This window comes from Bacillus cereus group sp. MG4, from assembly GCF_040460055.1.
Classification (GTDB): domain Bacteria; phylum Bacillota; class Bacilli; order Bacillales; family Bacillaceae_G; genus Bacillus_A; species Bacillus_A wiedmannii.
On sequence record NZ_JARVGZ010000001.1, the window covers coordinates 4,384,471 to 4,398,935 of the forward strand.

Sequence of the window (14,465 nt, forward strand, 5' to 3'; positions counted from 1 at the left end):
ATAATTATCCCCTTATTTAATTTGAAAATTTGATGCTAATTGGTTGTCTTTATCTCTTAGTGAATTTGCTGCATCACTAATATCATCTCCGAATCGGCTTAAACTCTTTTGTTCTTTTTTTAAAAGATGGATTAATTCTTCTGCTAGGTTTGCGTCATGAAAATAGTCATTTCCACCTTTTCTAATTTTAGCAATTTGTGAGATGGCTTCATCTACTTCGTGTTCTTCTAATAAATGATATCTTCCACCTGGCCCTGTTTCATGTTTTAATTGATTTTTTAACTTTTGAACTGCTTCAGCTTCGTTTCTTTGAAACTCTTCTATATTTTTTGCGATATCTGATAATCGATTGCTGAGTGTTTGAATTTTTTCTGCTTGTCTTATAATGTCTTCAGGTTCTAATTTTAATATGGGACTTCCATTTGAATGAAAGGATCCCATAAATGTATCTCTGCCGTGTCCGTCCATAGTTAAACGTGTAAGAAATCCTTGTTCTGTATCGTTCTGTTTCATCGTGTATTGCTTACCAATTAGAGGTGCACCGAATTGAGTGTGGTTACCAATTGGGTCATTTTCATGTGTATAATCAATTCCTTTATTTTCCATTTTCCCTTCATTTACTCGTTTTTTTGCTTCAGAACTTAGTAAACCATAGGGATTCGGTGCAGCATATGTAGTTGTATAACAATCTAATTCTGCAGCAATAAGGGCCGCTTCTGCACCACCTTTACTATGTCCAGTGGTATGAAGAGAAGAAGGGTTATATTTTGCTACGATGTCATTTTTTGCCCATTTTAATCCAGTATTAAATGATGTTTCTGAATCAGGTTTTATAGTTTGACTGTTACTTGGAGTAATTACTTTAGAATGTGTTTTAATTCCAAACGTAATCTGATCGATATCTGTTTCGAAATCTGCTAATTGGTTAGGCTCTGTTCCACGAAATGCTAGGATTATCTCATCATAATGTGTTGCATTTTTATCATATTTGTCTGCTGGTACTACCGCGATAGCTTCTAATCCATTTTTTACTTTTTGGCAATCTGCATCTATTGATTCTATGACCCTCCAGGTTTGACCATTAACCCCTTCTATTGAGGCACCTTTGTGAAGATATTCATCGTCATAAACACGACTTGATAGTTTGAAAAAATCTTCATCTGTCGCAATGGTATTCTTTTTAAATTCACTCATATTTTTCAACTCATTTCATGGTATATTTTAACTATATTGAAATATAAGGGGATTTCTTATGAAGAAGAAGTTGGTAATTTTCATATCCATTATTTGTATTATAGCAGGAGGGTATTTTACAATGGAATACTTAAAAGAAAAAGAAAAAGAAGAAAAGTTTTGGAAAACACAAGAAACAAGAGTAGAAAAATATATTCATTACAATATTAAAGATGTGAAATCTATTACGTTTACAAAACATGAGGTAAATCCGATGGGAATCCCTACTATAAAAGGATATATAAATGGTGATCAAGAATTATGGTTCGGCGCTAGTATCAGTACAACGAAAGACTTTGAAGATGATTTTGGATGTTCTGGAGAACTATATGATAACTACATGAAAAAACCAGCAAAATCAGTATCTGAAATCGAAAAAGAAGAAAAACATGAAGAGTAGTCTTTGCACTACTCTTGTCTTCTGTATCCTATTTTAAGAAGAATGCATTGGTAAGTTTTTTATAAGGGGATTTTCCATGAAGAAAATAGTCATTTTGATTGTATCTGCTGTGGTGCTCATAGCAGGAGGATATTTTACTATGGAATACTTAAAACAAAAAGAAAAAGAAGAAAAGTTTTGGAAGGCACAAGAGGCAAGAGTAGAAAAGTATATTCATTACAATATTCAAGATGTAAAATCGATTACATTTAAAGAACACAGTGTAAGTCCAATGGGTGTTCCCAGATTAAAAGGTTATATAAATAATAATGAAGAATTGGATTTTATAGCTTATATTAGTACTACAGAAAATTTTGAAGATGATTTCACACGTTCTGGAGAACTTGGAAAACTTATAAAAGACCCTGAAAAGTCGGTATCTGAAATTGAAAAAGAAGAGAAGGAAAAGAAACAAGAGTAGTCTTTGTACTACTATTTTCTTCTCCGTCTCATTTTAAGAAGAATGCATTGGTAAGTTTTTTGGTAACTACTCAGCTTCTTCAAATAAAAAAACAGGCCAAATACATGTTTCCGATTCGAAAACATGAAAAGAAAATACTCCAATAAGAGAAAGAATCTAGATCAAATAGAGAATTTCTCTTATGAAGTTGTGCGATTCAAAGGAACCGTTCCGGTTTCTATAACCTGGCCTATTGCTCGTAAGACAGATTGTTTTTGTTTTTTCATGGTAGTTATAAAGCTTCGTATCTGACAAAAGGATTCTGCGCCTTTCTTACTTCGAAAAGTCCCAGACACTTTCTGTTTGACTTTCGTCATTCGAATATCCCGTTCCGCTTGATTATTGTCAAATGGAATGTCTGGATGTTCCAAGAATGCTAGAATTCTATCAGCATATTTGACGAAGCGATTCCATAAATTTTGAGCAGGCGTCTGCTTTCCTTTCTTTTTTAATTTTGCAGAAAAGACTGGTTGTTCTTTCAATATGGCTTGATAGACAGTAAACAGATTCTGTTGCTTTGCTTTTGGCAGACTTCCTTTGTATTGTTTTTTCAGCGTTAAAGCTTGCGTGAGAAATTTCTGCATCTGTTGAGCCCATTTTTGCCCCGTACTATCTATAATTCCTTGCAAATCTCGTAAGAGATGGGCATTGCATAATACATGTCGACAATCTGTATACGCATCATACGATTTCCAACCATCATGCATCGCAATTCCAGAAAAAGACGGTAAAATTCCGCCTGCATCCATTGCTTCTTTTCCGCGTTTTTGATGAATATGTTGCAAGGTCACCTCCGGTGTACTAGCGGTATGTAACCATTGTGTTTTATTTTTTACTCGCATACCGGTTTCATCAAAATGGACAACAGAAGACTGAAGGATCTTGTCTTTTACTTCTTGAAGAAAGGGCTGCAATTGAGCCGAAAAACTGTTTGTATGATTGACTAACGTTCCTTCACTAATCGAATGCCCAAAATAATCTTGAAAGAATTCTTTCGTTCGTTTCAAAGAAAGACACTGATAATGCGTTAAATAGGGAATCAGTCTTTTTATATTTGGACCATATTGAACAGGACGAGAGACAGTAGAAGGAAATTGTGATTCTTGGATAGAATGGCAATGTGGGCATTCTTTTTGTGACACTTTATGTTCTGTCACTTCTATCTGGATAGGTGGTAAATCATACACTTGGCGAATGCGGTATCCTTTTACAGGTTCTTGGTGTAAGGAAGTGTTACAACAAGTACAATGTGTAGGAGAATAGGTAATCGTATGGTCCGGAGTCGTTGTCAAATAAAGCGTATGTCCTTTGTGGCCCAACTGGCCACCGGTTTGACGATGAGACGGTTTGCGCAAACTTTTTGTAACGGGCTTACCCAAACCATCTGTAGAAGGTGGATTATGACTATTTTTGGAGTTTTTTTTTGAAGCATTTTCTAGTTCTTGTATACGTTTTTCTAACTTAGAAAATGTTTCTTCAAATAAAGAAATAACAGCTTCAGGTCCTTTTTTATATGCATCTAAAATGATTTTTCGATGGATCATCCTATTCACCTCCCTGTTTGATATACTCAGTATTTACAAATGGGAGGCATATGAAACAAGTAAAATAAAAAAAGACACCAAAAGGTGGCTGAGTAGTTACGTTTTTTGTAAGGGGATTTTCCATGAAGAAAATAGTCATTTTGATTGTATCTGCTATAGTGCTCATAGCAGGAGGGTATTTTACAATGGAATACTTAAAACAAAAAGAAAAAGAAGAAAAGTTTTGGAAAACACAAAAAACAAGAGTAGAAAAATATATTCATTACAATATTAAAGATGTGAAATCTATTACGTTTACAAAACAAGAGTTGAATCCGATGGGAATCCCTACTATAAAAGGATATATAAATGGTGATCAAGAATTGTGGTTTGTAGCAAGTATTAGTACCACAGAGAATTTTGAAGATCATTTTGGATGTTCTGGAGAACTATATGATAACTACATGAAAAAACCAGCAAAATCGGTATCTAAAATTGAAAAAGAAGAGAAAGCAAAAAACCAAGAGTAGTTCTTGCAACTACTCTTGGTTTCTGTACCCTATTTTAGAAAGAGCATATGTTAACTAGCCTTGAATATAAGGGGATTTCGAATGAAGAAAGTAATGATTTTGGTTGTATCTGCTGTGATGCTCATGGCAGGAGGTTATTTTACTATGGAATACTTAAAACAAAAAGAAGAAGAGGAAAAGTTTTGGAAAGTACAAGAAGTACGAGTAGAAAAGTATATTCGTTATAATATTCAGGATGTAAAATCTATTACATTTACAGAAAATAAGATAAGTCCAATGGGAGTTCCTCGTATAAAAGGTTATATAAATAATAATAAAGAATTAGATTTTATAGCAAGTATAAGTACAACTGAAAACTTTGAAGACAAATTTACGCGTTCTGGGAAATTAGGGAAACTTATAAAAAATCCTGAAAAATCAGTATCTGAAATTCAAAAAGAAGAGAAGAAAAAGAAACAAGAGTAATCTTTGCGATTACTCTTTTATTTTTATTATAGAAAAATAAAAGAGTTGAAAATATGAATGTAAACTAATAATAAAAAGTTTGCTTTCAAATTAGAAAAGGTTAGTCCCTCACTCCACTCCAGCTAAAAACCTCACACCCAAAAACAAAGGGGAACTCAATTGTTCAAACTCATATAAAGTTTCAATTTTGTCTAAGCATCCATTAGGATATACAATTGATCATCTATTTTTCTTTACATAATCTCCAGATACAGTCCATATCAACTATAGATTCTTGTCTTATGCTAAATGTAATCAAAAAGCAAGTAGATAAAGATAATGACTAAAACATTAACTCTAGATACTTTTTTGATGAATATTACAAATAAACAGGAGGTAATGAAAAATGATTAAAACATTATTAGCAGGAGCACTTTTAAGTACAGGATTGGTAGCGGGAGGTGCAGTAGGTGCAGTAGGTGCAGATGATGCGAAAATGGACAATTTAAAGTCAAATGAAAATAGTTCAAATCAAGTAATTACACAAAGTGCAGATGGAACAACGTCTTTCTCACAAAACTTTGATTTACCTAAAGATGCAGTGCCAGCAACTCCTAAAGGAGACGCAAAAACTGTTGAAAGAACAGAAGGTACAGGTTCTCAAGAAGGAAAAATGGTACCAACAAAAGAAGGTACAGATTCTCAGCCTGGATTTGAAATGGGAGCCCCTGAAAAACCAGAACATGCAAAAACTGTTGAAAGAACGGAAGGTACAGGTTCTCAAGAAGGAAAAATGGTACCAGCAAAAGAAGGTACAGATTCTCAATCTGGATTTGAAATGGGAGCCCCTGAAAAACCAGAACATGCAAAAACTGTTGAAAGAACAGAGGGTACAGACTCTCAAGAAGGAAAAATGGTACCAGCAAAAGAAGGAAATTAAATAATATATAGTTATAACGAGGAGCATCCAAAAAGTGGTGCTCTTTTTATATTATAGGGATTAACCAGTTTTACTGAATATAGAACTGTAGGAGGAATTGAGACTAGAACATGGGGGCCTATCTCTTCAAATCATGGTGTTTAGGGCAATAGTTTTGGTGGTAACGTTACAATACAAACATTTTATTAGAGATTTTCTAAATTTACATACACTCTAGATAGACTACATATCAACTTCAGATACTTGTTTTATGATACAAGTAATCAAACAAAAGGAGGGCGATACAAAATGATTAAAACAGTATTAACAGGGCACTCTTTTATGTACAGGAGATTATTAGCAGGTGGAGCAAATGTTGAAGATATACAGACAGATAAGCATATTCCATATGAACAAGATGAATTGCAGCAAACTCTAGAAAAGTACGATTCGAAGAAGTTTGAGTTATAAAAAGAAAATAGGTAAATTAACAAGAGAAAAGTATTTTCATTTGGATATAGGACTTGAATCAAACTTTTATACTAAAATATATAGGGCAAAAAGGAGGGAGTACATTGCACAAAATTATTTATGGAATATTAATTTTAATATATACTTTGTATTCATTTTTTGTAAGTGACGGAAGTGAAGTAAGGTTTATTATGCTGTTAACTATAGTACTTATCTTTTCTGTGGTTTTAGAAAAAGGAAATGCAAACAAAACGACTGATTAAGGGTCGTTTTGTTTGCATTTTTTTAATTGGCTATTACAGTCCAGATGTTTTAGGGGGAACACCAAATTTCATTTTTGGGGCACTATTAAATTTTTAGTTGATGAAAATACGGTGCAACTCCTACTAGAGAAAACACCGCCTAAAATAGAAAACTTTTAACCTATTATCCTCTATTCCGTAGCTTTTAAGGAGGGTGTTGCAAAACTCATAAATATTCAAAAATAAATGCATAAAAAAATCCGTTTTCCTGGAAGAATGATAGTACCCTAAACTATCTCCAGAAAGGACGGATTTACTAGTATGATAACCAATTTTGATCACAATCAATCCATTTTACACATTTTATTTGCCTACGTAGACAGTTTAACCATTGGAGGCGTTCCGCCTATTACAGGCCGCCCACCTATCTGTAGAAAAGCTTTACTCAAATGTTTTTTTGTGAAAACGGTATTCCAAATCAATTCATTACGTAAGTTAACTCGCTTTTTGCATCAATATCCTTCATTTCGTGTATCTTGTGGTCTTTCCTTTGTTCCTCATATATCCACTTTCTCACGTGTAGGAACTTGGTTTCGCAATGAAGGTATTCCGTTGATTCATAAACAAACTCTTGAAGAAATGAATTTAGGATTAATTCCGTGTGTTTTAATTGATAGCACTGCCTTACGGAGTAGTTTATATGATTCCCAAGCAAAATGGGGGAAATCTACTCGTTATGGTTGGTATAAGGGATATAAAGCTCATGTCTGTTCTACACCAGAAGGTGTTGTATTGTCGTATGCATTTACAACAGCGAACGTACATGATAGCAAAATGGCTCCTGTATTGCTTCAAGATATACAAAATCAAAATGTGTTATTTTCCATTGCAGATGCTGCTTATGATAGTCAGCGCATTTATGAAATTGCAAAAACATGTGATATTTTTGCGGTGAATCCAATTAACCCACGTAATGGCGAACAAAGCAAAAGTACACATCGCCGTGTATTATCTCATTTTGCACAAACCATCTTTGGCAAACAGTTGATGAAAGAGCGTGGGAAAATTGAACAACAGTTTGGTCATCTCAAAGATAAAGGGCTGGAACAGCCACGTTGGTATGGTCAAAATCGCTATTTATTACATGTTCAGCTAGTTTTTCTGATTCATAACATTGCATATTTATTTTAGTTTTGCAACACCCTCTTTAAGGTATTTAACACGACTTTGGTTGCGTCTGCAATAAGTTTATCGTCATATTTAGCATCTTCTTTATCATGATTAGAAAGTATAGCAAGAACAATCGGCTTTTTATTTGGTGGCCAAATAATTGCGATATCATTTCTTGTTCCGTAAGATCCCGCGCCAGTTTTATCAGCTACTTCCCATCCTTTTGGTACGCCCGCACGAATCAATTTATCTCCAGTTGTATTTCTCTTCATCCAATCTACTAATAGTTCACGTTTTTCTATTGGAAGTGCAGTCCCTAATGTAAATGATTGAAGCGTCTTAGCTATTGCTTCTGGTGTACTGGTATCATGTGTTTCTCCTGGATGCACTTCATTTAATTCAGGTTCAAATCGTTCTGAAGTAGTAACAGTATCTCCCATTTCTCTCAAGATTTTTTCAAATTCAGAGGGACCTCCTAACTGTTTAAGAATCAAATTATGTGCTGTGCTGTCACTATATCGAACTGAAGCATCTGCAAGTTCTTTTAACGTCATTCCTGTATCAACATGCTTTTCAGTAATTGGATTATAATTAGAAAGATCTTCATGAGTATACGTAATTCTTTGATCAAGAGCTTCTAATGAGTTCTTGCGTAAAAGAGCGCCCACAGCTAATGATTTAGATGTAGATGCAAATGCAAAACGATCATCTGAATGATAAGCAACAGTTTGATTCGTACCTGTGTCCATTGCATAAATACCAAGCTTAGCATCATATTCTTTTTCAAGTTTAGCGAAAGATTGATTAACTGTATTTTCTTGTTTAATTTGATTAGCTTGATTCGTTTGTTTAGGTGGTTCAGATTGAGCATTACTATTGGAACAGCCTATAAGTGATACACATGAAAGTAATACTACAGGTACAATCTTTGTGTAATGTAAAATGTTACAGAACTTGTTTAAAACGAACATAAATTTTCAACCTCTTTCAAGAATATATGGATTTTGTCTAGGTATTCTAAATACCAATGCAATTAAAGATGGCATAGGGTAAACTACTGCAGCTAAATTTTCACAGGTTAAAGGATATCCAAAACGTTTATATGATTGATAAGTCACGGTTTGGGCTGTTTCTTTTTTGTTTCCACTTGTAATGGTTCACCTGTGAAAGTATTACAATACATATTTTTTGCTTTTGGGAATAATAAGTCCTTTCTTTTTTTGTAATACATAAAAATAGATGTCAAACGAGATACGTTGTATCCAATCTGGACAACTAATATTAGAAATACACTTATTAGACACTCTAAGTAATAAATTTGTTCCACTTTAAGATGAGGAAGAATTTTGGGGCTGTAAAATAACAATGGAACTACGAGTTTTTTCGTCATACAAAAACCTCTACATATAAGTAGAGGTTTTTAAAGTGTATATTAATGAATTATGTTTTTTTAGATAAAGCAAATCGAGTTCGGGTAAACGAAGAACATAGAATACGTAATTTTAACTAGATTTATTATTAGCTAGTTTATCTCCACCACCAAGCTCCGCCTCAATCTGCGAAGTCTTCGATGACTCATCCATACGCCGATACGTAATGAAGCTTATCGCGATACATCCAGCTACGTAGAAGTAGAATAGTGATTCCATTCCGATACTTTTTAGCCACAATGCGATGAACTCGGCTGTTCCGCCAAATATCGCAACAGTTAGTGCATATGGTAAACCTACGCCTAGTGCGCGAATTTCAGTTGGGAAGAGTTCGGCTTTTACAATTGCGTTAATGGAAGTGTAACCAGTAACGATAATGAGACCGACCATCATAAGTAAGAATGCTACCATTGGTTCTGTCGTTTTTTCCATGAAGAAGAAAATTGGTGCTGTGAGTAATGTCCCGAGAATACCGAAAGCCATTAATAGTGGGCGGCGTCCAATTTTATCGGATAGTAGCCCCGCAATTGGTTGAAGTACGACGAAAATAAGTAGTGCGACAAAGTTAATCCAGCTTACAACTTCTTTCGGAAGACCGACTGTGTTTACCATGAACTTTTGTAAATATGTTGTGTACGTATAGAATGCGACAGTACCTCCTAATGTTAGGCCGACTACTGTTAATACTGCTTTCGGGTGTTTCATAAGCGCGCGAACGGTTCCTGCGCTTTCGCGTTTTTGTGATTTTATGTTTGCGAACTGCTCTGATTCATCCATCGTGCGGCGAAGCCATAATACAGCTACTGCGCCCATCGCTCCAATAATGAATGGAATGCGCCAACCCCAAGCTTTCATATCGGGTTCGCTTAGCAATTGCTGAAGAACAATTTGAACGCCTAACGCAACCATTTGTCCAGCGACGAGCGTGACATATTGGAAGCTTGAATAAAAGCCTCGGCGACCACTACTAGCCATTTCAGATAAATACGTTGCGGAAGTTCCGTACTCTCCGCCGAGTGATAATCCTTGCAGTAAACGGGCAAGAACTAAAATAATGGGTGCCATAATACCGATGCTTTCGTAACTAGGTGTACAGGCGATAATTAAAGAACCACCGGCCATAACTGTAATCGAAAGCGTTAATGCTGCTCGGCGTCCGTGCCGATCTGCATAGCGTCCCATTAATAAACTTCCGATAGGGCGCATTAAAAACCCAACTGCGAAAATAGCCGCAGTGTTCAGTAACTGACTCGTTGGATCACCTTTAGGAAAGAACTCTGCTGAAAAATAAACAGCGAAAGCAGAGTAAACATACCAGTCGTACCATTCAATTAAATTACCGACAGAACCTTTGAAAATATTGCCGGCGACTCGATTAGATTTTGCTTGAGCCATAATCATTCCTCCTCTTGCTTAGTAATAAAAGGTATATATGAAAGCGTGTTCATTGTAGTTGAATTGTACTGTCTTCGGGATGAAATCTCAATATTACGACAATTTTATTCTTTTTGTACTTTATGTACATGGAGAGTTTTAATAGTTGCTTCATTATTAGTTTTGTCATAATAATAGAAAAAGGAGATTGATAGTTTTGAATATTTTATCAAAGGATATGGAGTATGAAGAAATCACGCAAAGTGTCATTACAAACGAAAATAGTAAGCTTAATTATTACATTAATTTTATTTGTCGTTCTTCTGTTAGCGGGAATATTTGTTTACATTCAGTCCGTTGATACGAAGCGCCAAGTAGAGCAGCTAGCACTGCAAACGGCTAAATCCCTTTCTTTTATGCCAGCTATAAAAGATGCTTTTCAATACAACGAGCATAAAAGTACGATTCAATCCATTGCGGAACAAGTTCGTGAGCAAGCTGGTGCAGATTATGTCATTATAGAAGATCGTTATGGGGTTATGTATTCCCATTCTAATTCTGAGTTAATTGGTACAAAGAGTAACAATCCATATAACTATGAAGCACTCACTCTTGGTGGCTATTATACGCTGGAAGGAAATGGTGAAAGTGGTCCGGCTTTAATGGCGAAGGCACCTATTATTGTTCATAACGGAGATTACGATCAAGTAGTAGGCGTTGTGACAGTAGAGTTTTTAATAAAAGGTATTGAATCTAACATATTGAGCAGAACGAAAGAAATTATACTCTTTTCCTTAGCTGTATTACTAGCTGGAATTGTTGGTGGAATTCTTTTAGCACGTAGCATTCGTAAAGATACACTCGGTTTAGAGCCGAATGAAATCGCAGCGTTATACCGGGAACGAAGCGCAATACTACTATCTATAAAAGAAGGGATTATCGCTATTGATCAAAACGGTTTTATTACGATGATGAACACATCAGCAGAGGAAATGCTTCATGTAAATGGCGATTATATGCAGCGGCACATTTCAAATGTTTTACCGGAATTTAATATGGAGAGAGTGCTAGAAAACGATCAAGAAATCGCGTTTCAAGATAAAGTGTTTATTTTAAACATGACACCGATACTCGAAAATAACAGTACGGTAGGAGTTGTATGTAGTTTTAGAGATAAAACAGAACTGCAAAACCTTGTGAACACAATATCTGAGGTAAGAAAGTATTCTGAGGATTTACGCGCTCAAACACATGAATTTACAAATAAGCTTTTCGTTTTATCAGGATTACTTCAGTTAGGACATTACAAAGAAGCGATTGAATTTATTCAGCAAGAATCTAACATTCATCAAAGCCAAAACCACATTTTATTCCATCAAATTCATGATGCGAAAGTACAAGCTATTTTATTAGGGAAAATCGGAACAGCATCTGAGAAGAAAATTGATTTTCATATTGAAGGAGATAGTGCGCTTCATCCGTTACCAGATCATATAAAAGTTTCGCATCTTATTACAATCCTTGGCAACATAATCGACAATGCATTTGATGCGGTGAGTGAACGAGAGGAAAAGAGTGTTTCTTTCTTCGTTACGGATATTGGACACGATATTGTATTTGAAGTGATAGATAGTGGGATAGGAGTATCAGCAGCAAAAATAAGTACTATTTTTCAAAAAGGATTTTCAACGAAAGGAAACAATCGTGGCTACGGACTAGCAAACGTGAAAGAAATGGTAGATGTACTAGAAGGAACGATTGAAATTCAAAACGAGAAAAATGGGGGAGCTATTTTTACAATTTACCTTCCGAAAACATTGAGAGAAAGTACATGACAAACAGGGGGATGGACATATGTTGAAGGTTGCAATTGCAGAAGATGATTTCCGCGTCGCGCAAATTCAGGAAGAGTTTTTATCAAAAATAAAGGACGTAAAAGTGATCGGAAAAGCATTGAATGCAAAAGAAACGATGGAACTACTACAAAAGGAAGAAATCGATTTACTTCTATTAGATAATTATTTACCAGATGGAATCGGAACAGACTTATTGCCGAAAATCCATGCTGACTTTCCAAATGTTGACGTCATTATGGTTACTGCGGCGAATGAAAACCATATGTTAGAAAAAGCAATTCGAAATGGCGTAAGCAACTACCTTATAAAACCGGTCACGTTAGAAAAATTTGTTCGCACAATTGAAGACTATAAAAGAAAGAAGCAACTATTACATAGTAACAATGAAGTAAATCAAGCACTCATCGATAGTTTCTTCGGCACTTCGCAAACACAAGACATAAAAAACTTACCGACGGGTGTTGATCCGTTAACACTGCAAAAAGTGAAAGGAATTATAAAAGGATTCGAAGAGGGTATTACAATAGAAGAAATGGGAGAACAAATGGGGGCCTCCAGAACAACCGCAAGAAGATATTTAGAATACTTAGTAGCGACAAACGAATGCACAGTAGAGTACACATACGGCATTATCGGACGACCAGAACGAAAATATCGCATAGGACGAGGACTATGAAAAAGCGATTATTACTATGTATATGGATCATGACAGGAGTAATAGCTGGTTGTTCCTCGGAAAAAACGCAAACGAATAGAGTAAACATAGAAGAAGTAGAAATCGTTGCACCAAACGTTCAAGGAGCAGGATGGGACTTAACAACGCGAGCGATGCAAAAAACACTAACAGAAGAAAAAATCTTCACAAAACCAATCACAGTCACAAACAAAGTAGGTGGTAGCGGTGACGTCGGATGGAAATATACGAAACAAAAAGGCGGTCACGTACTCGCGATCAACTCAAGCTTACTCATAACGAACAACCTACTAGGCCACAGTAAACTAACATATAAAGACTTCACGCCGCTCGCAACACTCGCATCAGATTGGGAAGTCGTTGTCGTATCAAAAGACAGCACCATAGATAACGCAAACGAACTAATGGAACAACTAAAACAAAACAAGAAAAACTTTAAACTCGGCGTTGCCCCTGGCCTAGGAAACGACGATCACCTATCCTTTGTACAAGTAAGCAAAGCGTTCGGCATAAACCCTGCCGAACTACAATTCTTCGTCTACGAAAACAAAGAAAAAATCATAAACGCCCTAACGAACAAACAAATCAGCGCCGCAACCATGACCCTATCCGAAGCCGAAAAACAATACAAATCCGGCAAAATAAAAATACTAGCCGTATCCGCACCAAAACGACTAGACCGACTACCAGAAATCCCAACATGGAAAGAACAAGGAATCGACGTCATATTCCAGCACTGGAAAGGAATTATGGGCCCGAAAGATATGACGGAGGAAGAGGTTGCTTATTGGGATGGTGTGATTAAGAGGATGGTGGAGAGTGATAGTTGGAAGGAGATTTTGAGGGAACGGGGTTGGGAGAGTTTTTATAAGGGGAGTGGGGAGAGTAGGGGGTTTTTGGAGGAGAGTAGTTTTAGGTATGAAGAGATGGTGAAAAAAGAGGCTTAAGAGGGAAGTATTCAATCATGCTTTATTTTTATAGTTACTTCTATATAATATAAAAGAGATGAGAGTGTTAGGCTAATTACATTTAAGGTACTAGATAGGAATAGATAAAATCTGTCTTACTGATTAAAAATTTATTAGTCGTTAAAAGATATAAAAGGCATTTTTCAGTCTATAAGATGTAGAAACGTAAATTATAGAGTTTCTGTGAGATTTAAGGAGGACATAATGAAGAAAAATATTTATGTTGTTGGAGCGGTAATTGTTCAAGATGAGAAAATTTTATGTGCACAAAGAGGGCCATCTAAATCGCTACCTCTTATGTGGGAATTTCCAGGTGGAAAAATAGAAGAGGGAGAAACACCTCAAGAGGCGTTAAAGCGTGAAATTGATGAAGAAATGCATTGTAGCGTGCAAATTGGTGAACAAATTGACTATACAGCCTATGAATATGATTTTGGTATCGTTCATTTGAAAACTTTCTATTGTAAACTTGTTGAAGGAAGTCCGGTTTTAACTGAGCATGTAGCAATTAAATGGTTATATCCGAATGAACTAGCAGCTTTAGAGTGGGCACCTGCGGATATCCCAACTATTGAGAAATTATCAAAAGAATCGATTGTAAAGTAATTTTAAAAAAACTATTCGTTTTATACGGATAGTTTTTTATATTTGTAATAAATTTGCACTTTAAATCAGTGAGTAATACAATTAATATAAAAAATTGTCATAAATG

Annotated in this window: 17 protein-coding genes; 12 read left to right on the top strand and 5 right to left on the bottom strand. The window is 35.5% G+C overall.

What is annotated here, in order from left to right; genetic code table 11:
- Nucleotides 1–12 precede the first annotated feature (12 nt).
- Complete coding sequence (locus QCI41_RS23015; protein WP_353836582.1) at nt 13–1,194, bottom strand: coiled-coil domain-containing protein; 1,182 nt, start codon at nt 1,192–1,194, stop codon at nt 13–15.
- 58 nt (nt 1,195–1,252) lie between these two features.
- Between QCI41_RS23015 and QCI41_RS23020 the strand changes: the two genes are divergently transcribed.
- Both QCI41_RS23020 and QCI41_RS23025 read left to right on the top strand, forming a co-directional pair.
- Nucleotides 1,253–1,633 (top strand): DUF1433 domain-containing protein, encoded by a 381-nt coding sequence (locus QCI41_RS23020; RefSeq protein WP_353836581.1) that lies wholly within the window; start codon nt 1,253–1,255, stop codon nt 1,631–1,633.
- Nucleotides 1,634–1,709: 76 nt separating this feature from the next.
- Nucleotides 1,710–2,093 carry a DUF1433 domain-containing protein gene (locus QCI41_RS23025; protein ID WP_353836580.1) on the top strand — a complete coding sequence of 128 codons (384 nt, stop codon included), beginning with the start codon at nt 1,710–1,712 and terminating at the stop codon, nt 2,091–2,093.
- A gap of 179 nt (nt 2,094–2,272) precedes the next feature.
- Here the strand turns inward: QCI41_RS23025 and tnpC are convergent, their stop codons facing one another.
- Nucleotides 2,273–3,676, bottom strand: coding sequence for an IS66 family transposase (gene tnpC / locus QCI41_RS23030; RefSeq protein ID WP_353836579.1), 1,404 nt, complete (start codon nt 3,674–3,676; stop codon nt 2,273–2,275).
- Between the two features lie 122 nt (nt 3,677–3,798).
- Here tnpC and QCI41_RS23035 point away from each other — a divergent pair, with 122 nt between their 5' ends.
- The 6 genes from QCI41_RS23035 to QCI41_RS23060 all read left to right on the top strand — a co-directional run bounded on the left by QCI41_RS23035 (nt 3,799) and on the right by QCI41_RS23060 (nt 7,452).
- Nucleotides 3,799–4,185, top strand: coding sequence for a DUF1433 domain-containing protein (locus tag QCI41_RS23035; RefSeq protein ID WP_353836578.1), 387 nt, complete (start codon nt 3,799–3,801; stop codon nt 4,183–4,185).
- An 81-nt stretch (nt 4,186–4,266) separates the two neighbouring features.
- Nucleotides 4,267–4,650 (top strand): DUF1433 domain-containing protein, encoded by a 384-nt coding sequence (locus QCI41_RS23040; RefSeq protein WP_353836577.1) that lies wholly within the window; start codon nt 4,267–4,269, stop codon nt 4,648–4,650.
- A gap of 385 nt (nt 4,651–5,035) precedes the next feature.
- Complete coding sequence (locus QCI41_RS23045; RefSeq protein ID WP_353836576.1) at nt 5,036–5,569, top strand: hypothetical protein; 534 nt, start codon at nt 5,036–5,038, stop codon at nt 5,567–5,569.
- 288 nt (nt 5,570–5,857) lie between these two features.
- Complete coding sequence (locus tag QCI41_RS23050; RefSeq protein WP_016513667.1) at nt 5,858–6,019, top strand: hypothetical protein; 162 nt, start codon at nt 5,858–5,860, stop codon at nt 6,017–6,019.
- 104 nt (nt 6,020–6,123) lie between these two features.
- Nucleotides 6,124–6,282, top strand: coding sequence for a hypothetical protein (locus QCI41_RS23055; protein ID WP_000548946.1), 159 nt, complete (start codon nt 6,124–6,126; stop codon nt 6,280–6,282).
- Between the two features lie 300 nt (nt 6,283–6,582).
- Nucleotides 6,583–7,452: a transposase gene (locus tag QCI41_RS23060; protein WP_353836336.1), complete on the top strand. Its 870-nt coding sequence runs from the start codon at nt 6,583–6,585 to the stop codon at nt 7,450–7,452.
- On the opposite strand, the gene blaIII is transcribed toward QCI41_RS23060, so the two are convergent.
- The 3 genes from blaIII to QCI41_RS23075 all read right to left on the bottom strand — a co-directional run bounded on the left by blaIII (nt 7,449) and on the right by QCI41_RS23075 (nt 10,256).
- The gene (blaIII, locus tag QCI41_RS23065; RefSeq protein ID WP_353836575.1) at nt 7,449–8,402 is read right to left on the bottom strand and encodes a class A beta-lactamase BlaIII; all 954 of its coding nucleotides are present in this window, start codon (nt 8,400–8,402) and stop codon (nt 7,449–7,451) included. The two genes, QCI41_RS23060 and blaIII, sit on opposite strands and share 4 nt — an antisense overlap.
- Before the next feature lie 143 nt (nt 8,403–8,545).
- The gene (locus QCI41_RS23070) at nt 8,546–8,821 is read right to left on the bottom strand and encodes a hypothetical protein (RefSeq protein WP_353836574.1); all 276 of its coding nucleotides are present in this window, start codon (nt 8,819–8,821) and stop codon (nt 8,546–8,548) included.
- 112 nt (nt 8,822–8,933) lie between these two features.
- Nucleotides 8,934–10,256 carry an MFS transporter gene (locus QCI41_RS23075; protein ID WP_353836573.1) on the bottom strand — a complete coding sequence of 441 codons (1,323 nt, stop codon included), beginning with the start codon at nt 10,254–10,256 and terminating at the stop codon, nt 8,934–8,936.
- A gap of 224 nt (nt 10,257–10,480) precedes the next feature.
- Between QCI41_RS23075 and QCI41_RS23080 the strand changes: the two genes are divergently transcribed.
- From QCI41_RS23080 to QCI41_RS23095, 4 genes are all read left to right on the top strand, one after another.
- Complete coding sequence (locus QCI41_RS23080; protein ID WP_353836572.1) at nt 10,481–12,070, top strand: ATP-binding protein; 1,590 nt, start codon at nt 10,481–10,483, stop codon at nt 12,068–12,070.
- A 19-nt stretch (nt 12,071–12,089) separates the two neighbouring features.
- Entirely contained in the window at nt 12,090–12,767 is a 678-nt protein-coding gene (locus QCI41_RS23085) for a response regulator (RefSeq protein ID WP_283884409.1), read from the top strand.
- Nucleotides 12,764–13,732, top strand: coding sequence for a tripartite tricarboxylate transporter substrate binding protein (locus QCI41_RS23090; protein WP_353836571.1), 969 nt, complete (start codon nt 12,764–12,766; stop codon nt 13,730–13,732). Before QCI41_RS23085 ends, QCI41_RS23090 begins: the two co-directional genes overlap by 4 nt.
- A 225-nt stretch (nt 13,733–13,957) precedes the next feature.
- Nucleotides 13,958–14,359, top strand: coding sequence for a (deoxy)nucleoside triphosphate pyrophosphohydrolase (locus QCI41_RS23095; RefSeq protein ID WP_000739608.1), 402 nt, complete (start codon nt 13,958–13,960; stop codon nt 14,357–14,359).
- Nucleotides 14,360–14,465 lie beyond the last annotated feature (106 nt).